Here is a 22,051-nt window from a genome sequence, read left to right as displayed (position 1 = left end):
TCTATTTTCGCTTTTTCTTTCGCTTAGGTTTCGTAGCATCAATGGAATCACGAATATCATCGCAACATTGACGCCACACCTCCCACTTGTAATCAGGATGTTTTTCCTTTTTGACGTTTGTGGAATCGTTAACCCAGCGAATGCATTCCTCAACATAAACAACGCCATGACAAGGGCCTGGAGGAGGCTGTTTAATAAGTTCCTGAAGTTCCGTCATTTCTTCATCACTCAATTCATTCAGAAGATTTGCAGCGAAACAAGTCCCGAAAAACAACATCCAGCACAAAATGAACAGCCATCTATTTTTCAACATAATCATCCAAGCCTCTAATAGAATTTAGAAAAGCATTTCGAATCAGAGGTTCATGATTTATTCTTTTCTTAACCAGGTATTTCCCTAGTGAATTTTTCTGAAGCCAATTAGTTCGTTCTGTGGAATCGTTGATATCTCTTTGTAACAAAAAACGCCCGGAGAAATCCAGGCGTAATGTTTCCAAAGAATCACAGTTTTACATTTGTTTTACCTAAAAATACAGGACATTTCTCGATTTTTCGCGTGTTAATAATATGTAGGGCGAATCCGCCTTGCGCTATTGCGGGGGCGTTCCCGCTTTGGAATTACAATGGCGACATTTGAGGAAAAAGTCAAAAAGCAAGTCGAAATCATTAAACAGCATGCGTTCCTGGATCCGACCCGGGACAAGGTCTTCAAGGAAATCTTTTCGAAGGACGTTACACTGATTCACTTTTTGAATGCGATTCTGCACTTGCCCGAAGAGCGCAAGATCGTAAGCATCGAACGCAAGAAGCCCGCATCGACGCTGACCTCCGCAATCGATGTGGAGGAGGTCCGTTTCGATGTACACGCCAAGCTCAACAACGATGAGTTCGTGGACCTGGAGATGCAGCGGGCGTCTCACGAGGATTTTACGGACCGTGTGGAACTTTATGCGGACCAGCTTTCCATCGAGTCGAAGATTCACTTTGACAGCCAGCGCACCGAGGCCGAGAAGGAAGACCATCCCTATCTGATGCCTACAACCTACAGCGTGTGGATTTGCAACTTCCCGGTTAGCTTTTGCAAAAGCTACCGCGAGGAACTGGGCCTCTTCCGCTTTTCTAGCATCGGTGATCCCGGCGCCTTGCCTGTATATGATAAAAAAAGGTATATTGTAATCGACTTGAGTAAGGTGGATGCGAAGGTCTTGAACCTGAACACTGCCGAGACGGAATGGCTGGAGCTTTTCACCAAGATGGCCTCTGCGAAGGATGCCCCCAAAACGAAGGATCCCGTCATAGCGGATGTTTACAGCCGTCTGGCGGTGAACGCCCTCGAGAAGAACTTTATCACGGAGATTGCAACAGGTATGGTCACAGAAGCTGAAATCAGTACGCGCATCGGTACCGCCCGCCGCGAGGGCCGTGAAGAAGCCAATCTGAGTGCTGCAGAAGCGTTTCTTCGAGATAACGACCCTGTGGAACGAGTCGCTCGAGTTCTTAAGTTGCCTCTCGAAAAGGTGCAGGAACTGGCATGCAAAATAGCCGCCGAAAAGATTGGAAAATAGATGAAACCAATTTGTTTATTTCAAAGTGGCTGCTGAGTTAGCCGTTGTACTTCTTGATAATCACAACACCGTTGTGACCGCCGAAGCCAAGAGAAGCAGAAGCGGCAACATCGATGTTACCCTTCACGCCTTTATTGGGAACGTAGTCCAGGTCGCATTCTGGATCCGGATTTTCCAGGTTGATGGTAGCCGGGAAGAAGGAATCGCGAACAGCAAGAGTACTGATGATGGCTTCGCAGACACCGGCGGCGCCAACGCAGTGGCCGGTCATGCTCTTGGTGCTGGAGACCTTGATCTTGTAAGCGTGTTCGCCTAGAGCGATCTTCAGCATTGCAGTTTCCGTCACGTCGTTCAGGTGAGTGGAAGTACCGTGGGCATTGTAGTAGTCAATGTCGGTAGGTTCAATGCCAGCATCCTTGATGGCACGAAGCATTGCCTTGGCACAGCCGCTTCCATCGGGCTTGGGGCTAGTGATATGGTAGGCGTCAGCGCTTGCACCGTAACCGGCAAGTTCTGCATAGATCTTTGCACCGCGAGCCTTTGCATGTTCCAATTCCTCGAGAACGAGAACGGCACCGCCTTCACCCATGATAAAGCCGGAACGGTCCTTGTCGAAGGGGCGGCTAGCCTTTTCGGGGCAGTCGTTGAACTTGTCAGTCAGGGCGTGCATGCCGGCAAAGGCCTTGATGGAATAGTCGTTGATACCGCTTTCGGAACCGCCAGCAAGGCAGATATCCAGACGGCCGGAACGCACAGCATCCAAGGCGACGCCGATGGCGTCAGTGCCGGAGGCACAAGCTGTTGCGACGGTCCAGGCGCAGCCCGTAATTCCAAGATTGATGGAAACGTTTGCGGCACCTTCGTTAGGAATAAGCTCGGCCATGGCCAAGGGAGAAACGCGACGCTTGCCACCAGCAACGTACTGGTTGAAAGTGGAGTCAACTACGTCGATACCGCCAAGGCCGCAGCCTGCGATAACACCGATGTTGTCTCCGTGGAGGTCATCTTCAGTAAGCTTTGCATCGGCAACAGCTTCCTTGGATGCAGCCAGCAGGAACTGGGTGAAGCGGGCCATACGGCGGGCTTCCTTGGGATCGATTCCGTGTTCTTCGGGCTTGAAATCCTTCACTTCGGCAGCAATCTTTACCGGGCAATCGGTAGCATCAAACAAGGTGATAGGGCCAACACCGCACTTTTCGTGCTGGATAGCATCCCACAACTCGTCAACATTCTTGCCAACGGGTGTCACCGCACCCATACCGGTAATTACAATTCTTCTACGGTTCATCTATGTCTCACTAGTTTTCAGAAACTTTCTTTTCCGGGAACTGGATCTGGTTATCTGGAGTTGCACTGGCGGCTTCGTTAGCCTTGGCTTCGGCCTCGGCCTTGTCGTTGTCACGGATGGTGGCACGACGGATCTTACCGCTAATGGTCTTGGGAAGCTCAGATACAAAGTCGATAAAGCGGGGGCTCTTGTAGGAGGCAGCCACCTTCTTTGTGAACAGCTGGATTTCCTTAGCCAGTTCCCTGGAAGCTTCGTAGCCCTTGTGGAGCACGATAGTAGCCTTCACGGCCTGACCGCGGGTGGCGTCTTCAACACCAGTCACAGCCACTTCCATTACAGCAGGGTGCTGATGGAGAACTTCTTCCACTTCGAAGGGGCTTACACGATAGCCGGAGGTCTTGATCAAGTCGTCGGTACGGCCAACGAACCAGAAGTAGCCATCCTTATCGCGCCAGGCAGTGTCGCCCGTGTGGTACACGCCGCCTTCAAAAACCTTTTCGGTACGTTCAGGATCACGGTAGTAACCGCCGAACAGACCAAAGGGCTTGCCGTCGTCAATGCGGATGATAATTTCGCCAACGTCCCCAACACCGCAAGATGTACCGTCGGCGTTAATGATGTCCAGCTTGTAACCCGGAGAAGGCATGCCCATGGAACCCGGTCTGGGTTCCATCCATTCGTAGTTTCCCGTAATAAGGGTAGATTCGGTCTGGCCGTAGCCTTCGCGAAGCTTATGGCCGGTCTTTTCCAGCCACTTGTTGTAAATGTCGGAACTAAGAGCTTCACCTGCAGTTACGCAGTAGGTAAGGCTAGACAAGTCGTACTTGCTCAGGTCCTGCAGCAGCAAGGCGCGGTAAGCAGTAGGAGGTGCGCAGAAGGTGGTAATCTTGAACTGAGCCATCTTTTCCAGCATCTTACCGGGAATGAACACCTTCATGTCGTAAACGAATACGGCAGAACCTGCAATCCACTGGCCGTAAATCTTACCCCACATGGCCTTTGCCCAACCGGTCTCGGCAATGCTCAGGTGACGGCCGCCATCAACAACATGCTGCCAAAAGCGAGCGGTATTGATGTGTCCCAACGGATAAGTAAAGGTGTGTGCCACCATCTTGGGATTGCTAGAAGTACCGCTGGTAAAGTAGACCAGCATAATATCATCATTACGGGTTCCAGCCTCACCTGTAGGACGGGCAAACTCCGTAGGCATAATTTCGTAATCGTCGTAGAAACTGATCCAGCCCTGACGGGGCTGACCGATAGTCACCAGCTTCTTCACAGAATCGGTTCTAGAAACAGCAGTTTCAACTTCCTTCTGCAAGGCAGGATCGTCGTAGGAAACCACCATCTTGATTTCTGCAGCATCGAAACGGTATTCCAGATCGTGGGCAGAAAGCATATTGGTCGCAGGAATAACAATGGCGCCAATACGGTGCAAGGCAAGAATAAAGAACCAGAATTCATAATGGCGACGCAGGATAAGCATAACGCGGTCGCCCTTCTTGATTCCCTGATCTACCAGGAAGTTGGCCGTACGCTGGGAAGCGATGGACAAATCCTTAAAGGTGAAGATGTGACTTTCGTCGTTGTCATCACACCAGACCAAGGCTTCGCGCTTAGGCTCGTTCTTGGCATATTCATCCACGACGTCATAAGCGAAGTTGAAGTTGTCCGGAATGGACAGCTTGAAATTCTGGTGCAGGTCTTCGTAGGATTCGTAATCTACGCGAGACAGAAACTTGTTTAAAATCATAGTATCCTCTGATTGCGAAAACCATTAGAGGTCGCGATACATAACCTTTTCACGCTGAACCTTAGCGTAGCGCACCAAACCAAGTACGCGATCTTCGCCCATGTTCTGGAAGTCGCCTGCGTGGAAAACCAAACGGGGAGTGCCAGAGTTAATCGTAAGGCCCAGAAGTGCGATTGTCTGGGCAAGGCCTGCGAGAGGCTTGGGGAAAATAGAGAAGGTGAACAGCGGGGACTTGATTGCCCTGGAGCCCCTGCTGGTCTTCTTGTAGATATGGAACAAGTCTTCGTAGTTATCGAACAGGCTAAGAACCTGCTTCTTGAGGAACTTGTTGCCGAACCATACCGGAGCAACAAATCCAGACGGCAAACCAAAGCCATGGGCCTTCCACAGGGCGAGAGCGCGGGTCAAAAGAGACTGGGACAGGTTCTTGCCCAAGCCGGCAAATTCTGCACCATTGCTGGAAAGCCAAAGTCCAATCTTACCCTGGAAGGAACGCTTAACAAAAAGATCTGCACGGTGACGTGCGCCATGAAGGATGATTTCGTAACCTTCATCCATGAACTTGCCAATTTCCTCGCGGAATTCTTCTGCTTCGGATTCAGGAGCACCGCCAATGGAAGGAACCACGGCGATAGAAATGGGAGAACCTGCTTCTTCGGAAATCTTGCGAATTTCAGCAGCAGCTCGCTTGTAATTCTTTACGTTAAAATTATGGTAGCACAGGATGAATTTCTTCTTCTTGCGCTGGCTTGCCTCGGCAGCTTGAATGTCAGCAATATCCTTATTGATTTCCATAATATTACCACTTTTTTGACTTGTTTATTGACACTCCATAACATAGAAATTTCACTGAGGAGACGCCCGTTGTAAGTTTAAAAAAGCAATAATTTTTATATTCGTAAGCATGAAAATTCAGCAATATGTAGTCAACTCCTATGGCGTAAACGCATTTATTCTAAACAACGATGCCGGAGACGCCATTTTAATAGACCCAAGCGTTTCAAACATCCAGGAAAGAAAGGTCCTGGCAGACTACATATCTACAAACAAATTAACAATCAAAAGACTACTAAATACACACCTTCACCTGGACCACATTCTTGGCAACGCCTTTATAGAAAACACCTATAACGTAAAGGCAGAAGCCCACGAAGAAGACGCATTTTTGTTGGACCTCCAGGAAGAACAAAGTTCCATGTACGGCATGCCCTTCGAACAGGCCGCACCCGCACTTGGCGACTATCTGGCCCACGACGACATTGTAGATGTCCCCGGTATAAAACTGAAGGTTATCCATGTGGCAGGCCATTCTCCCGGAGGCATTGCCTTTTACTGCGAAAATCCAGGTGAAGTCGTCTTCAACGGAACTGCAGCAGGAAAAGTTCCGCCACTGCTTTTTGCAGGAGACATTCTTTTTGCTGGCGGCCGTGGACGTTCCGATTTATTCGGCGGTGACGACGACATGCTGGTAAGCGGCATAAAGACTCGATTGCTTACATTGCCCGAAGACACCATTGTTCTGCCCGGTCATGGTCCCTTCACCACCATCGGTGATGAACGTTCCAACTTCTAAAAATTCCAGTGAGCAGGATTTCAATGGGAGGGGCTTCGCAAAATCGCATCCAGTGGATAGACGAATACAAGGGATTCGTCCTTTTGCTGGTCTGCCTTTTCCATGTGGAGCAATCCTTCAAGAATGTGAGCCTGGGAATGGAAGCGCTCAGCGCCATGCGCATGTCCACATTCTTCTTTATCTCGGGCGTACTTTTCAGCACCCGACGATTCGCTGATTTCAAGAGCTACGCTCTGCATAAGACCAAGGTTCTGCTCCTCCCCTACATTTGGCTTTCACTGCTATTCCTAGCCTTGGATCCTGTAGTATGGAATTTTGAGTGGTTCCCCCGAGCCCCCAAAATGACAATCATGAATACGGTGCCGAATATCGAGAATGTCAGTCAGTATATCGGTTGGAATTTCGCAAAAATTTTCGTAGCTGGAAAATCCAGCATCGGGTCGGGCCCGCTTTGGTTCGTATTCACGCTGTATTCCATCAGCCTGATGTTCTTTGGAGTGCAAAAAACCAGCGCCATTCTGAGCAACGCGAAGAATCCAGTCCTGCAGAAAATAATTATAGCGGTGATTGCCGCAAGCAGTTTAATCGCCGGTTGGCTGCTTTTTAAAAGCCACATCCGCTTGCCTCTGGGCATCGAGCGCGATTGCACTTGCCTAGCCTTTTTTGCGCTGGGCTGGCTTTGCAAGGAGCCCATCAAAAAACTGGGCAACATCAATTCCAGGGTCGGGAACGTAACTCTGCTAATTGGAACCATCGTAGCATTCGTGCTATACGCCATCATCGACGAAGCCACGCCCTGGTTCAGCATCATGAACAACACCCTTGGGAAAAACATTTTCCGATTTGTGGGAAGTTCCATTTTGGGAATTGCAGGCCTCATTGGAATTTTTCAGCTTTTATCCAAATTGCCTAACGTCGCGCCCATCGCAATCTTCAAGGGAATCCTGCGGAACATTTCACGAAACGCCCTTATCATTCTTGCTGTTCACTGGTGGATTCTGCTGGTGCTGCGAATCGTGTTCAAGGCGGAACTGGATAAACCGGGTATCGCCTACCTAAGCGTTTTAGTCGTCGTCGCAGGCGTTGTCGCCACCATTCCTCTTTTCCGAAACAAGCTGTACAAGCTTATCGGCAAGGAAAAAATTTCTGCCAAAGAAAGCCTGAGTATAAAGTAACCTCGTACATGGTCTCCCTTCCCTTTACAGATGTATCGTTTTTTTTATATTCAATTCTGGATTTAGGACAAGGAGATTATCTATGAAAAAATTTTTCACGCTCTTCCTCGGACTCATTTTTTGCGCCTGTTCTGGGCCAAGCAAAGTTGCACCGTCCGTATCGAAATTTTCTGTTTTTGGAATAAGCTCCGGATGGAAACTTAACATTCCTGTCCCTGAAGCATATACCTTCATAATAACTGATTGGAAGTTCAGACAAGATGCTTTTTCACTTGAAGAAAAGCTCATGGCATTTACCTTCGTAAAAGGCAACGAGGAAGTCTCTCTAAGAGGCGGGAAAAAGAATTTTCTCTACAAGGATTCCACCTTCACCATCGAAGAAAATGCTAGCGATGAGGAGTTCGTGAAGTATTATCTCAAGTGGGACTTTGACTACGCCACTTCCCGCCATGAGGTCATCAGCCAGGCAGAAACCACCGGACCTGTCTACAACAACGAACAGAAATTCGGTTACATCAAATCCACAAACGACCAGTACCAACGCTGCGTAATGGCTTCCATTGTAAATGGTTCCATTTACATGTTAACCGGCAGATCCGTTGAATCTAAAAAAGATATTTGCGAAACTATTAAGGAAATCTGGGACAGTCGCGAGCCCTTCTAGTTCTATAAATGTATCTTTGATACATGGCTAGAGCGCGCAAGACAATTACCCCGGATCCGTATGCAAAACCAATAGCAAAGGTTCTCTCCCCCGAGCAGAGCCTTCCGGGCAGATTGCGTCAGTTCCAGGCGCCCACCCGCGCCAACTTCGAACTGGTTTCCCAGTACGCCGCCGCCGGCGACCAGCCCAAGGCCATCGAGCAGATTACCGAGGGTTTCAAGCAGGGCGATCAATTCCAGACGCTCCTTGGCGTAACCGGTTCCGGCAAGACGTTCACCATGGCAAACGTCATCAAGAACGTGGGTAAGCCTACCCTCATCCTCACCCACAACAAGACCTTGGCCGCCCAGCTCTATGAATTTTTGCACCACAATCCTTGAATGGGTTGGAATTTGCATCAGAATTCAAACATTCTGTCTGGAACCTTATCTGATTTCTGCATACGAAGGATCTCGGTTGTCACAATACTTTCCACACCTTTGACCAACACCGACACAACCATTTTTTTCATATTGTTGTTCGCATCATAAGTGAACGTGGTAAGAACATCGGCATTGTCCTTCACAGACTCCAATTTTTCGATACGCTTCAATTTACTATTGTAATACAACGTTCCAGCGGATCCCTGTATAATATATGTATCATCTGAAAAAAACTTCGGCTCTTTCCATTCACCCGAATCTAACGGATTGAAATTTCCATAGGATGACGATTTCAATGCTTCGGCATTGTAATCTAGGATTTGCGACTTATTCGTCTTTAAATCCACAACCTTCATTTTATTTCCATTCACAATGCTTCGCTGGTTTAAAAAATTACTTTTTATTTCAGTGTAGCTTTTGTTTTCTCCTTTGCTCACAAAGTAAACATCAGTTTGCTGATACACACCCGCAGCGCGAACAGACGTACGAAGGTTCATTTCAATGGAATCTCGAGGAATTGTTTTTTCCTTGAGCGCCGCCTTTACCTGCTCTAACGAGAGGGCAAATGATTGAGAAACCAAAAACAAAAAAAGAAGAAATGTTGTTTTTTTCATAGCTTAATCCTTTATGCAACGTAATGAATGCTTGGGATAGTTTTGTCCTATTGTAAAACCAACTCCCATAGCCACCACATACGACAAATCAAAGTCTTTAGCGGTTGATGTCCAATATACAGCATAGTTGCCAGATATGGTCCCGTCTAACAGCCATTCTCCTGCTGGTTTAGAATCAAATCCGCAATCATCAGTTCCTGGAGTATACCGTTCCCCAAAATCAGAGGAGCTCATCAACCTAGGACCTGCAAACTCCGCCCCCCCCATATTTTCAGCTAATACATTCCATTCGTCCACAGAGGGCACATGCCACCCGGCAGGGCAAATGGTGTCTAGCAAAGCCCGGTCAAAGAGTCCCAAATCCTCACCATCAATATGTAGCGAATAGAACCTGCCGAACGTATCGCAGAAGCCTTCGATTTTGTCATAGCACAGGCTGAACGGTGCGTCGAATTTCAAGTTCTCGGCCATCCACACTTGGTTGCCTATTGTGGTGTACTTGTACACCTGTCCGTCGCGTTCGTCGGTGAACGTCCCCCTTTGATTTTCCGGGCAGACGACGCTTGCGTCAAAAGTATCCTTTGGCTCCGAAGGGCTATCTTCGGAACACGCGCAAAGCAAGGAAACAATCAAGCTAAAGCTAACACCTAGTAGTTTTTGATACCTCATTTTATAATTCCTCATACAAACATTTCCTTAATTCAGAAGACTCCACGACAATATATCTGTTCCTCTTCGGAGTACAATATAACTCGAAGGCTGAATAGACTTAACGTCAATTGCCACCGAATGTTCACCAATGTCCCACGAACCCTTATAAAGCGTTTTCAACGGGGCACCCATGGCATTCACCATTTCAAGGATGTAATAACCGTTTTCCTCAATATTCACGTAAATTACGTCACCTTCCCTATGCACAAGGTCTGCATATTTTTCATTGGGAACATAACCTTCACTAAATTTTGGCTGAGGAGCATTACCCCAGAGCAAATTACCCAATTTATCCAGCACCACGACAGAATCGGCCTCAACCATTCCGTAATTATTCAAATTATAATGGGAGGGGTCATCCTTCGCGTTAAAATCGATTGTCCTATTTGGATGATGCACCGCGAACTGCACGCCGCTACCATAATCAGACTTATCTCCCGGATTTAAAAGAACATCGTACACAAACGAAATATAGTACAAATCTCCACCGGCATTAACCATTTGGCTAGTCGCAAAGGCACTCCAGTTCACATCGAATTCCGTTTTTGCAGAATCCCTGAAATAGTAACGCATTTCAAAACCATCAATAGGAGCACTGCCAGTATTTTCAACATACACAGCAAGATTGCTAGCACTTGCGGAACCGTATTCATAATCCATTGCCATTGCGCGAACCTTGATTTTGGCCTTTTGCACAGGTCCATCTTCATCGTAGCAAGCAAACTCGTTAAGCAAGTTTCCGTCTCCATCTAGCAGGGCTACACCCGTTGCATTGGCATAGCCAAATTCAGCGTCCTTAAGATAACTTGGGTCATCGGTTTTGTCCCAATATGGGAAATAATTGGTTGGAGAAGTGATTCGATGCAGGCCAATTAATGGTCCCTGACCAAAGTAAGCCGTACCATAGGCAGCAATCGCCTCAGTCAACGCAAATTCAGCATAGAAAACAGAACCGGCATCATTAACAACACTCATTGGAGCATCAGGGAAGAACGATGTTGCACTTACATTTTCGCCTTCTCCCTTGTAATAGTAGCGAATTCTTGCATTTTCAAGGGACTCGTCAGTCATGTTGCGCAAATCAAAGCGAACCTGAGTCCATTTTTTATCGTCCATGGCTTCGTACTTCATAAGCACCCTCACCTTTGGATCTGGGTCAACCCAAGAAGATTCATTATAACTGATTTGATTATCTTCAATATTGGCGCTACTGCTTGCTAAAGCTATTGCAGCCACACCAAGGCTTCCCAATGGACGAACGCCAATCTCGTTGACACCGGAGTTTAGACTAAGTCCAAGATTTACAATTTTCTCGCTCTTCCACAGACCCGTAGAAGTCAACTTAAATATTCCTACGCTATTTCCATTAACAAGAATCTCGACCCTGGAGTCCTCAGAAACATAATTCCTATGAAGAAGATAGAGGGAATAATTATCGGCATTCAAGTCAACATTCCAAGTCATCACACCGTCATTGCCAATAGACTTTTGACGTAGATAAGCCTTGCCCGGAGCTGAACAGGACTGATCAACCACAAGGCCGTCCCTATCCTCCAAATCTACTGCGCGAACTGCGGCAAAATTCACCTCATCCACACTTAGGACCCCTTCGAATATACTTTGGATCTGTTCTTCGGTAAGTGCCGAAGAATAGAACCGCAAGTTAGAAATGCTACCGCCAGCACTACGCACACCATTACGAGCGCCAATAGAAAGCTTTCCATAACCTCCATAAAGCAGTTCTTTACTCAATTTTATGGTTTCCTCATATTTGCCATTCTTATAAAGGCTAGCCTTCGTTCCATCCACCACAACCACAAGGTGCGTAGGGATATTCGCTTCACGTTTTGTATTGAAGTAGAATTGTTCAGAGCCAACCTTCAAGAAATAACGATTGTACGTTCCAAGGCCAAATGTCCACTCATTTTTCCCGACAAAACTTAGAATAGACCAATCTTCCCTTTGAGTATTATTGGAATTAAAATTAAATTCAAAAGAGAAGGGACGAAGGGTATCTAAAGCAGGTAATATATATCTGCTACTTGCGGAATCTTTCGCTGTTAGATTAACACCATATTTAGCACCCCATGGCTTGTTAACGGAAGAAAGATCCATGTGCAATCGCCTAGATTTATCTTTCGTCATGATTTCATACGCAATATTTCCAGCCCCCTCTGCAAGCGGATACCACAAAATCAAAGAAGACGGATATGGATACAGTTTTTCCGTTTGTTTTACAACTTTATCCGTATTATGACCGTAATCCTCTGCAATAACCGTAATGGTCGCCATACAGGCGATACATTCATAAAGGTCTTTTTTCTTTAGATTAAAGTCATGTTGCAAAATACCATTTTCGGGAATGGTAATGCTTTCCACAAGACTACCACCAAGGAAAAGTTCCATTGTAGTCCCTTTCAATTTACTTTCGGCTTCATAGACATCTGCAGCCACATGAACAATACGTCCATCGCCATTATCGGAAACCGAGATGTCAACATTTTCAATCACCGGAGCTGTAGAATCCAATTTCACAACAGGACCCAGCTTTTGCTCTGTATTACCATCAAGCCCATAGAACACGATAAACGATTGATACAGGGAATCAATTTGATTCAAATCTGTATTTTTTGCACGCCAAATAATCGGACGTTCAGAAGCACCATGATGCTCTGCTGCCACATTGCTTGAATTCTTCAACTGAAGAAGATAATTACTCTTTCCATCGCACAAATAAGGATACTCTAGCCAACCGTTGGCCGTTCCCATCCATAGTGTATCTCCCCACAAAGAGTCCATTTGACTGCAGGAGAATATCCCTATTTCCTCTGGAATAGAATCTGCAATTTCAACACTATCGGCCATCAAAGAATCAAGTGCTACAAACTTGGAGAATGTTGATGTTTTTGCAGTTATTCTTACAAAAGACCAGGCAGACGCACTCGTATCTTTACAAACGACAAGATTGGAATCAAGATAGACAAGGCCAAACGTTTCCAAAGGAACAAGTTTCTTATTTTGAACATCGGGCTTGTAAATTTTCAAGTTACGCGGATCAACATTATCTTTTTCCAATGAAGTTCTAGAAATATCCATCGTAACAAGAGGCTCTTTACCTGCAGCAAATTTGTGAGAAGGGAGAACCTCTATTACAGGGCCTACCGGTACCATATTCCTAAACAGTTCACAATCGTAGCACTCGCTCGGATCCATGGTACGCACAGTCACATCTGTATTTTTTTCCCAGGAACCTTTATTAAAATGTACAGACACATTGTGATATGAAGAATATACCGTTATAGAGTCTTCAGGTTTTACAAGTTTTCCTATGCGGACATCCAATTGACGATAATAGGTTATATTGTTAAGACCACTATAAGTCAAGAAAAACGAGGTGTTCCCCTGAAGTTCATTAACATTCTTTGACACCTTAATCGGATAAGGTACAGTTGTGTCCAAAGTATCCGAATTTTTCCCAGTCACGTTGAATCGCATACCATCTTGAATATACGAGACATTCCAATCACATACTGCGTAAGGAACTCGGCCAAGCAATGAAATGATTTCATCTTCTCTTGATGCATAAACGTCCAAAGAAGTTCGATTCACATTAAATTGTTTACCTAGGGAATCATAGGACGCTTTAAAGTAAGGATGTTCGATGAGGTTTGTATCGCCCTCCATATTTCTCTTATATACAGCAACATTGCCTACAGAGATATTTTTCGCCCAATTTGTAGAAAGTATGGAATCCTTTTGATTTTGATTAACAACACTTTTCAAAGAAATACTATTGTTCAAACTTGTATCAGCAACAAAAATCGAATCCTTTGATCGGTAGAAATCCAACTTAGCCAAATAGGACTGTCCCTTATTAGATATAGTATAACGTATACCATTACCTGATTTTGAAGAAACAGTATCCCAATTGTCCGAATTCCGACTATTAGATTTAAGAACGTATTTTCCGCTCAATAAATTATCTATGTCAAAATTGGGTTCTTGTAGTTCAGCACTCCAAGTAACAGAATCAACCTTTACCGAATCAATCTTTTGTGCCACACCAGCATTTGTCGGAGAAGTGGAGTTTACCAGGAAATATTTATTTACGCTGGCATCGGTCAAGGGATTACGATAGTAATCATTTTCTAGATACTTTGCATTCCATTCTTGTTCAGTCCAGTCATTTTGTTTATAATGGACTCTAGAAACCCATTTGTCACAACCATAAAAACGATAATCCTTATTCTTGTCACTTGGTAAAGCGCATGTTCCGTTATCATAGGGATAAGCCACAGCAAAAGAATTATCCGTATAGACAATTCCCGCCGATTTAGCAGACATCGTTGTCATCATGGGAGCCACATCAAATTTACAATTCAAGATATTCGCCACACTGCCGATATCCTTGTCATGTCCATTCACGGCATCCTCATCATTACTTGTAAATACTGCCAACTGCGAATCATTGGGGCCTTTGGCCTCTGCTTTATAAGCGACGTCTCCGCTACCCAAATAGAATCGCCAACTCAGATTCGAAGAATTGATCGCGCCGTTAATTTCATCATTGAACAACAGCGGATTTTCCGGTTCCAATTTCATTGGCAAGCGTTGGGCTTCAAATACAGTCGGGCCATTATCAAAAGTACCATCCGAGACCCACTGATTGCCATTATAGAAATTGTAAAAATTTGAGTCCCTCTGATTAGCAAGTTTTGTAACATAGCCATCACCCCCATAAAGCGTTTTGTTTATCGGGTCAAAGCGAACATAGCGGTTCGCCAAGTTGTTCGTGCCCCAATTTTCTGGCTTAGGATCCCAATACTCAGGATTCATTTCAAGAACAAATTTGACTTTTATATCAGAACCTGATCCATCCATTTCAACACAATCGTGCTTGTCAAATTTTTTTATGACAAAAGACTCTTCACCCGTAAAAGGCTTCAATTTCACATCCATCATATAAGCATGAGGATTAAACTTCGCAACAACGTCCTTATCAACTTCTTCCTTTGCATTTCTCGCTCCACAAACAAAAGAGTCATCGACATTCGCTAAAACGGATGCAGCAATATCATCTGCTTTGCAAACAGTTTCAGTCCTTGACGATAAACCAAAAGCATTCGTCAAATTGTCCGAATTCGTCATGATGGCAAAATCCGTATTTACCGCTTCGTAATACAGAGCTTGACCACCCCAATTGCCAAACCAATACGCCATCTTTGTTTCACGCAAAACATCTCCTGTGTACGTTTCATTCTTATACACATTCTCCCACTTAAATTCATCCGCAGATGTTTTACCGACATCCGCAACAGCATCTCCAAAATATGTTGTACTGTTTCCTAATCGGGTAAAAACTTCATAAAATGAACTCGCAGGCAAAATTTTTATGGCAGCCAAGTTATGCAAAACTTCTTTTGTATTTGACTTATATCCATAGGCTGTACTCTCACCTAAATGCCTCAAAGAATCAAGGTCTAACAAAATTTCCTTAGCAGTTTCATTCTTCTTGAAAGTTTCTCTCTGCACATTCATTCTATAGTAATAATGGCGGCTTTTTGAATGTTTCGCTTCATAACAGCCATTTAAGTCAAATTCATACCAATCTTTACTATCCTGTATCTCATACACTCGGGATTCCGTCATCACAAGCGTCACGACAGTCGCCTCAAATTCGTCACGGGATCTTCGAATACCAAGACTGGGCCTTGTTTTCTTATACATGGTAGGCCTCTGAGTTCCACCATAAACATCCCATGTATAATAAAAAGTACGTTCCTTCTCGGGTAAAACCGTAGCAACAAGGTCAGAACGAAGCAAATAATCAGCCTTGCCCACATAACGATAATCACCGAATTCATCCAAGAAAGCTTCTTCCATTTTCAAGTCAGCCACAATTCCCTTTGAAGAATCCTTTGGAGCCTCAACCAAATTCGCTCCCAAGCTCAAACTAAACGGATAGTACAGCGAATCAATCACTTTTCCTTTCGCATCCGTAACAACAAGGCGTACATTGTACGAGCCGGGTTTCATAAGCTTATCATCTTTCACACCATTCCATTGTAGTGTATTCCATTGATTTGAATTTGTCGCCAAGACAAGTTCACTATCCAATAGGGAATAGACAGATTTTTTATCAGAATCTATAATATCAGCAGTTACGTACGCTGAGCGACCCGTCAACTTAAACTGGAATCCAAAATCAGCCGTTTTTACTTTAGAAGAATCTTTCATATTCTTTAAAAAGTCTATGTAATACTTTTCAAGGTTATTGCTAGAAATTTCAATTTTGGGTTCTTGATATTCCAAATACCATTTCGCATCTTCACTAATAATATTCTGTTCATTGCCTTTTTCGTACGCAAGCACATGCATTTTTACAAGAGATCCGCTAGAATACATCTTGTTCACCAAGCCATTCCACACTACATGGGCTTTGTATTCTTCTGGATGAACATAAACCACTGGCGACAGGGAATCCTTATACAAGGCCCCATCCACAGAAGAAACATCAACAGTAAAGGACGATGCCGTTTTGAATACCAGATGAACACTATCTTTTCCAAGAAGCCACTTCTTGGTCGTATTGTAAGCAGGAACCGTAAAATCGGGAACACTATCAACATGAACCTTTATACTATCCATCACAAAGCCAAGAGTCTCTGTAGAATCTGCGTTTGGCGAAGTTCCAAAATCTATTTTCCCATCAACAAATCGAACAACCAAAAAAGGATTCATACTTGTTGAATCGCCCCTATTCATAATGCCACTTGCATTTCCTGCGTATCTTACGTGCCAGGTACTGTCATCACTTTCCTGCCATATAGAAAGTCCCGTATCTGACGCTACGGCAGGCGTTCTAAACGGAGACAAAATCATGGAATCAAAAGACTTCTCCACTGCTTTTATATAAACAGAGGAATCTCTTGGCGAGGGAGCCTCTATGGTTGCATAAACAAACCATTTTGAGGTATCAGCAACATTCATAAGTTCTATAGACACGCTCTGCTCATTGCCCGCAACGTGTTTCTGGGTAGGTAAATTTACCACCAACTTCGGCTCACCAATTGAACTAGGAACAACATAATCGTCTACAATTACATTTCGCTCATTCGAAATCCATGCGCATGTATCGCAACTTCTTACAGAGAGTTTCAACACATAGTCATCTTTAGAAAGTTTAGCATCTGCAGTATTCCATACAGCCAAATCTCGTTCAGAAACAGAAAGACTTTTGTCAAAAACAAGATAACTCAATCCATCTTCATACCACATGGAGTCTTTTTTATTTCGCCAAGATAAACGGAATTCACCTACATTATCATTTCCATTCACATCTGGATTTGGTGCAATGCCCCTAACCAAAATTCGTCCACTATGGGGTGTAGGAGTACTATCTGGTAAAGTTATTTCTGGATAGCGATTTCCGACGCCCATAAAATTCATATTCTTGCCAAAATTACCCGCATGGTCATAACAACCCAAATAGACATACCAAAAACCATGACTTGTATCAATAACAGCAGACTTGATGTCAAAAATGAAATTCACGTCCGCTTTAACCTTTGTATTCGTTTCGGCGAATGGTCCAGTCCACGGCCCTTCCGCTTTATCCGTATTCACTTTTACAAAGCAACTTAAGTCAGAACGATTTCTAGCATCATCCAGGGATTGACTCAAATAGCCTGTACCTTTCTTTAATTCAGCAACACTTCCATAAGCGACATCGCCTAATGTAACTCCACGAATTTGCGGAGCGCTACGATCTACGCGTAATTTTGAAATCAACTTTTTAGAAGAACTATTGCCGGCTTCATCGGTAACGGCCACTGTCAAGCTATAAACACCATTCCCTAATCTATTAACTTCAGGTTCTACAAATACAAAGCGTCTATTATTTTGCGTCATTGAATCATTTAACAAATAACGAATCTTTTTAACATTGCCATTGTCAATAGAATCCGCAAAAGTCAATTCCGCTACAATATTTTCAGAGGTCCTGCCAAATAAAATCTCATCTACATCAAACAAAATTCTTAGCGTATCCAAGGCGTTCAGAACATAATCCGCACCGTCATTTTGTTTTGTGAAAGCCGGAAGAGCCGCATCGTGAAAGCTCAATACCGAAACAGAATCATTTAAAATCTGCGGAGCAGCGTTATCCACAAGAATTTGTTTATGTATTACAGTGCCATTAATTCCATCCACAAAAGAATCACCCGTCAGAACCTCCCGCCAGGCGGAATCACCGGAAATTTTTGCAATAGCATTCTTCATCGCTTTGCTTGGATTCGAAAAATCATACGCCTGCACATATAAATCAGCAATGCCACTCCAAGAAACGTTCTTTCCGTTCCATCCAATTTCATAGAATCGTTCATTTACATTCTCTTTTTGCAATAGCATTATCGCATCTTTTGCATTTTTTCGCACGATAAATCCACGAATGTTACGAAGAGCGCGTTCATCAACAGAATCTTTTGCAACTACATAAGCTATGCTATTTTCCTTTTTCGAAGAAACCACATACGGAGAAAGAGTGGGATCAAATTCCAAAATAGGCTTAGAGGTATCTCCCCACACAATAGTTTGCGGCGTGTATTTCACCTCTTGGCTTCCTATGGAATTATCCGCCTTCAAAGTCTTTACGCTATACGCAAGATTCCACTTAAGCGTGTATGTACTATTTTGCAAGGGATGTTGTTTCCATATCGAGGTCAAATCCGCCCAATATCTGTAACGGTGCCCCGAACCAGGCACACGATCTACTTGGACATTAATTGTAGAATCAACAAAATCAGGGCCAACGACCGTTATCCGATGTTCCCGCGTATCTGCTCCATATCCCAAATCATTAGCATAAAAATCAACGGTATCCATTCTAGACACCTTTTCAAAGGATTTTGGCCACCCCTCCTCCAATAAATAATCAACTGCTTGGAAAAGGAACGTAATGCGTTGATTATTGGCGTAACCAACCTTGTTCACAACATAAATGCTAATGTTATTAGCGCCATCTTCTTGAATTGCACTAAGCAATATACTATCTTTCCCCGTAGTCTTGTCCTTATTTAAAATCTCCTTCGGGCGAAATACAAAAAAGCCATCTTTTGTTACTGGGGATTTGGACAACGTCCCTATAGGCTTCGTTTCCCATTTATTGTCGACTCCACGGTAAATATTCCACAAATTACCATCTCATTCATAAGCAATCTGCATTCTCGCATTAAAGTCAAACTTAATCAAGCGCAATTCATCCGGCTGAAAATCGTCTACTATAAAACGATATTCCTGAATAAAATCTCTAACAATAAACCCATCTAACGCAGCATACCTTTCCGCATCCTTTATCATCACGGCATTACTATTAGTCAAAGAATTTCGGCTTATTTCAGAAAATTCCGATGCCGGGAACAGGTAATCATAAGAAGATCCATCCTTCGAAATGTCTAAGTAATTACTAACATCACCAAAAGTTTTATACAAAGCAAGAGGGACAATAGAATCAGCAGAGCCACTGCTTTTGCGAACCGTTTGCAAAGAAACAATGGGCGTTCCAAACAGCATACTTTCCATATCAGAAGATTCTATATCTTTTGACGTTCCATTATGATCACGCCAGGAGCTATATTTATTTTTTCGGTTTATAGACTGTTCTACGGCAATATACTTGGCATTTTTTAACGAACCAATCATCTTCATAGCATTCTCAATATCCGAGGAAACCTTCGCTATAAGAGCTACATTCGCCATAAACTGTCCGGCACGGCAAGCCTTTCCCGCTCCAGGATTAGCCGTTTCTGCAATTACACAAGCAATTTTCAAGCCATCGTCAATATTTCCCCTAAGTTCTTCTAACTTACCGACTTCCGAAACACGGTCCATATAACTATTTAAATCCGTGAATTTGCTTTTATTGGATTGAACAAAATCACTCAGGGAATATCCTATACGCGATACACTAGATTCCTTAAAAGCCTGAACATTTTTTCCAATAGCACTTATGGCAGAGACATCAAATGTCCCTTCTTCGAAAAAATTTATTGCATAATTGGAAAGATTATTTGAAACAACCTCCATGCCCTTCTTCATATCTTCTTTTACAGACTTAAGTTTGTCATTAAGTTCCGCTATTTTTTCCGAATATTCATCAATAAAGGTAGAGAACAGCTCTGACTTGTATTTTTCGGGCAAATATTTATTAGCAATGCTAATAACCTTCATTACAGAACTTGACAAGTTTTCTTTATTGAACTTCAACTTACTCAAGGTTGAAACATCCTGAATACATTCCGCTATTTCACCAGCAGGTACTTTATACTTGTTTGCTATATCACTCGCAGTCTGCAATGCACTTGCAGCAAGGTCACTTTTCATGGCTTCGGAGATTATATTTTCAATTTCTGCTTTAGCCTCGTCCTTAATATTGTCCACCTTAGCAGCCACAGCTTCCGTCAAGACTTTCTGTATTTTCTCTTTGCTTACGTGATTCTTTGCCTGATCAGCAAAATCCGCTAAAGTACGTCGTCCATTTCCAATTGTAGGAAGGCCATAGGAATAAATATTGTTATATGCGGGGTGATCAAAAACATTCATTTTAGAATAGGAATTCAATAACTGAGTACTGCCAACATAATTTTTCAACTCAAGTCTCTTTTCCTGAGCCTTCTGTTTCACCTCATTATAGGCATCATCATTCAGGTCCAAATCCTGAGCCAAATAAAGCATGGACTTGTAGGTTTTGTCGGCATCTTCAAAATAACTTAAAAAGTTTTTCTTTATATCACCTGCATTCTGGGCCATTCCAAGAACAGCTTCCTTTAAAAGCGACATCATCAAATTTTCTAGAGCATCACTGCCGCCAACCAGATACACAGCCAACGCAAGCGGAATAACATCACTATAATCGGATACAGACTTTGCCTTATTCAAGACACTAGAGCCATTCAATAAAGTTTGGTCCGCAAACCCGGACCCCTCATGTGGAGTATTGAAGAACAATACGTTATCGATTTCTCCTTGATATTCCTTACTTTGGATATACTCGCGTGCAGCAAGACCCGCAACACCTTCGGCAATGATTACAAATTTATTGGGAACTTTCTTAGAAGTTGAATTTTTCCTATTCTGGGACCACTGATTCAGGGCCTTACTAAAAACAGAATTTGCCCCCTTAAAAAGCACATCTACCGCTTCGGAAGGGTCCAAGGAACCATCATAAGAATGGCAATAAATAGAACCAGACTCCCCATAGAAGGCGAAATCCTTCAGGAAGCTGGTCATTTGCATATTCTTCCAAGATGTAGAAGAAGAGGAATCACACAGGCCTGAAGCATCCAACAAAATAGCCAAAGTGGATTGAGATGGATTAACTACGGCACCTAAGGCAAACGCCGCAAAGAACAACAGGAGGGATATTACTTTGTTCATTTTTTCTCCGAGAAAAACACCCATAAAAATTTAGAAATTGCAAATCTTACGTTTTTGTGTTTTTTCTTACATTTTCACGAATGATTCCGAAAGCACCCGTTTTTTCACTTTATCTGCAAAAATTCTATTCTGCATCACCTATATTTGTTCACATGAAATCAAAGTTCATTCTTTTTACCGCTTTTGTTTCCTTGCTTTGCGCATGTTCCGAAGATAGCCCTTCGGAGCCTAAAGACTCTTTTGACGCAAGCGTCGTCTGCCCCGCCGACGGGATGAACGCATATGGCGAACCGAACCGAGGTTCATTCACTGATGAACGTGATGGACAGGTGTACAAGTACACCACCATCGGCAACCAAGTGTGGATGGCCGAGAACCTTAATTTTGACAATGGTTCTCCCTGCGCCAAGGAATCCTGTTCAGAAAAAGGTCGAGAATATAGCTCGGTGGACGCACAAAACGCATGTCCCAACGGCTGGCATCTGCCGACAGAAACTGAATGGAGACTGCTTTTTGATAACGTTGGTGGGATAGATACCGCAGCAGCCCGTTTAAAGGCAACCGAGGGGTGGACTCCATTGAACCCAGGGCAAACCTCAAACGGAACGGACGATTGCGGCTTCGCCCTGTACCCAATCCCTACAACAGGCATAGGTGTAAACAATTTCAAATATACACCAGACAAAGCAATTGATGGCTACATTGCCTTAGTGTGGACAGGTAAACCTTTAGAAGATGATAATTCCACATACGGTGTATTTTTCGAAACACAAAAAAACTCCGCAGCAATAATTAGATATTACAAAAATGATTATCTGTCCATCCGTTGCGTAAAAGACTAGAATCCAACATA

General features: G+C 43.8%; 14 protein-coding genes and 1 pseudogene. 6 read left to right on the top strand and 9 right to left on the bottom strand.

Going from position 1 to position 22,051, the window contains the following annotated elements; all coding sequences use genetic code 11:
- Position 1 precedes the first annotated feature (1 nt).
- Positions 2-319, bottom strand: a complete 318-nt coding sequence (locus MJZ26_05570; GenBank protein MCQ2105241.1) for a hypothetical protein — start codon at positions 317-319, stop codon at positions 2-4.
- 304 nt (positions 320-623) lie between these two features.
- Between MJZ26_05570 and MJZ26_05565 the strand changes: the two genes are divergently transcribed.
- Positions 624-1,565, top strand: coding sequence for an Rpn family recombination-promoting nuclease/putative transposase (locus MJZ26_05565; protein ID MCQ2105240.1), 942 nt, complete (start codon positions 624-626; stop codon positions 1,563-1,565).
- A gap of 37 nt (positions 1,566-1,602) precedes the next feature.
- On the opposite strand, the gene fabF is transcribed toward MJZ26_05565, so the two are convergent.
- Genes fabF through MJZ26_05550 form a run of 3 tightly spaced genes read right to left on the bottom strand, consistent with a single transcriptional unit; the run spans position 1,603 to position 5,401 of the window.
- Positions 1,603-2,853, bottom strand: coding sequence for a beta-ketoacyl-ACP synthase II (gene fabF / locus MJZ26_05560; protein ID MCQ2105239.1), 1,251 nt, complete (start codon positions 2,851-2,853; stop codon positions 1,603-1,605).
- Between the two features lie 10 nt (positions 2,854-2,863).
- The gene (locus tag MJZ26_05555; protein ID MCQ2105238.1) at positions 2,864-4,606 is read right to left on the bottom strand and encodes an AMP-binding protein; all 1,743 of its coding nucleotides are present in this window, start codon (positions 4,604-4,606) and stop codon (positions 2,864-2,866) included.
- A gap of 24 nt (positions 4,607-4,630) precedes the next feature.
- Positions 4,631-5,401, bottom strand: coding sequence for a DUF2334 domain-containing protein (locus tag MJZ26_05550; protein ID MCQ2105237.1), 771 nt, complete (start codon positions 5,399-5,401; stop codon positions 4,631-4,633).
- A gap of 109 nt (positions 5,402-5,510) precedes the next feature.
- Here MJZ26_05550 and MJZ26_05545 point away from each other — a divergent pair, with 109 nt between their 5' ends.
- Positions 5,511-6,179: an MBL fold metallo-hydrolase gene (locus MJZ26_05545; protein ID MCQ2105236.1), complete on the top strand. Its 669-nt coding sequence runs from the start codon at positions 5,511-5,513 to the stop codon at positions 6,177-6,179.
- 23 nt (positions 6,180-6,202) lie between these two features.
- Positions 6,203-7,354: an acyltransferase gene (locus tag MJZ26_05540; protein ID MCQ2105235.1), complete on the top strand. Its 1,152-nt coding sequence runs from the start codon at positions 6,203-6,205 to the stop codon at positions 7,352-7,354.
- A 24-nt stretch (positions 7,355-7,378) separates the two neighbouring features.
- On the opposite strand, the gene MJZ26_05535 is transcribed toward MJZ26_05540, so the two are convergent.
- Positions 7,379-7,642, bottom strand: coding sequence for a hypothetical protein (locus MJZ26_05535; protein ID MCQ2105234.1), 264 nt, complete (start codon positions 7,640-7,642; stop codon positions 7,379-7,381).
- Between MJZ26_05535 and MJZ26_05530 the strand changes: the two genes are divergently transcribed.
- Entirely contained in the window at positions 7,641-8,018 is a 378-nt protein-coding gene (locus MJZ26_05530) for a hypothetical protein (protein MCQ2105233.1), read from the top strand. The genes MJZ26_05535 and MJZ26_05530 overlap by 2 nt on opposite strands.
- A gap of 23 nt (positions 8,019-8,041) precedes the next feature.
- Positions 8,042-8,374, top strand: a pseudogene (locus MJZ26_05525) (DEAD/DEAH box helicase family protein).
- Positions 8,375-8,415: 41 nt separating this feature from the next.
- Here the strand turns inward: MJZ26_05525 and MJZ26_05520 are convergent.
- The 4 genes from MJZ26_05520 to MJZ26_05505 are packed head-to-tail and all read right to left on the bottom strand — an operon-like array spanning position 8,416 to position 21,198.
- Complete coding sequence (locus tag MJZ26_05520; protein MCQ2105232.1) at positions 8,416-9,054, bottom strand: hypothetical protein; 639 nt, start codon at positions 9,052-9,054, stop codon at positions 8,416-8,418.
- A 3-nt stretch (positions 9,055-9,057) separates the two neighbouring features.
- On the bottom strand, positions 9,058-9,723 hold the full coding sequence (locus MJZ26_05515) for a hypothetical protein (protein ID MCQ2105231.1): 666 nt from the start codon (positions 9,721-9,723) through the stop codon (positions 9,058-9,060).
- Between the two features lie 27 nt (positions 9,724-9,750).
- Positions 9,751-18,957 (bottom strand): hypothetical protein, encoded by a 9,207-nt coding sequence (locus tag MJZ26_05510; protein ID MCQ2105230.1) that lies wholly within the window; start codon positions 18,955-18,957, stop codon positions 9,751-9,753.
- Positions 18,958-18,966: 9 nt separating this feature from the next.
- A complete protein-coding gene (locus MJZ26_05505; protein MCQ2105229.1) occupies positions 18,967-21,198 on the bottom strand; it encodes a hypothetical protein in 2,232 nt (743 codons plus the stop codon).
- An 80-nt stretch (positions 21,199-21,278) separates the two neighbouring features.
- Here MJZ26_05505 and MJZ26_05500 point away from each other — a divergent pair, with 80 nt between their 5' ends.
- Positions 21,279-22,040 carry a hypothetical protein gene (locus MJZ26_05500; protein ID MCQ2105228.1) on the top strand — a complete coding sequence of 254 codons (762 nt, stop codon included), beginning with the start codon at positions 21,279-21,281 and terminating at the stop codon, positions 22,038-22,040.
- Positions 22,041-22,051 lie beyond the last annotated feature (11 nt).

The organism is Fibrobacter sp., from assembly GCA_024398965.1.
Taxonomy (GTDB): Bacteria; Fibrobacterota; Fibrobacteria; order Fibrobacterales; family Fibrobacteraceae; genus Fibrobacter.
Note: the sequence above shows the minus strand (reverse complement) of the source record. Positions and strands in the feature narration are given on the sequence as shown.

Excerpts from the sequence above, each read along its gene's own strand:
- MJZ26_05570 (MCQ2105241.1), bottom strand. The coding sequence starts at position 319 with ATGATTATGTTGAAAAATAGATGGCTGTTCATTTTGTGCTGGATGTTG.
- MJZ26_05565 (MCQ2105240.1), top strand. The coding sequence starts at position 624 with ATGGCGACATTTGAGGAAAAAGTCAAAAAGCAAGTCGAAATCATTAAA.
- fabF (MCQ2105239.1), bottom strand. The coding sequence starts at position 2,853 with ATGAACCGTAGAAGAATTGTAATTACCGGTATGGGTGCGGTGACACCC.
- MJZ26_05555 (MCQ2105238.1), bottom strand. The coding sequence starts at position 4,606 with ATGATTTTAAACAAGTTTCTGTCTCGCGTAGATTACGAATCCTACGAA.
- MJZ26_05550 (MCQ2105237.1), bottom strand. The coding sequence starts at position 5,401 with ATGGAAATCAATAAGGATATTGCTGACATTCAAGCTGCCGAGGCAAGC.
- MJZ26_05545 (MCQ2105236.1), top strand. The coding sequence starts at position 5,511 with ATGAAAATTCAGCAATATGTAGTCAACTCCTATGGCGTAAACGCATTT.
- MJZ26_05540 (MCQ2105235.1), top strand. The coding sequence starts at position 6,203 with ATGGGAGGGGCTTCGCAAAATCGCATCCAGTGGATAGACGAATACAAG.
- MJZ26_05530 (MCQ2105233.1), top strand. The coding sequence starts at position 7,641 with ATGGCATTTACCTTCGTAAAAGGCAACGAGGAAGTCTCTCTAAGAGGC.
- MJZ26_05535 (MCQ2105234.1), bottom strand. The coding sequence starts at position 7,642 with ATGAGCTTTTCTTCAAGTGAAAAAGCATCTTGTCTGAACTTCCAATCA.
- MJZ26_05520 (MCQ2105232.1), bottom strand. The coding sequence starts at position 9,054 with ATGAAAAAAACAACATTTCTTCTTTTTTTGTTTTTGGTTTCTCAATCA.
- MJZ26_05515 (MCQ2105231.1), bottom strand. The coding sequence starts at position 9,723 with ATGAGGTATCAAAAACTACTAGGTGTTAGCTTTAGCTTGATTGTTTCC.
- MJZ26_05505 (MCQ2105229.1), bottom strand. The coding sequence starts at position 21,198 with ATGAACAAAGTAATATCCCTCCTGTTGTTCTTTGCGGCGTTTGCCTTA.
- MJZ26_05500 (MCQ2105228.1), top strand. The coding sequence starts at position 21,279 with ATGATTCCGAAAGCACCCGTTTTTTCACTTTATCTGCAAAAATTCTAT.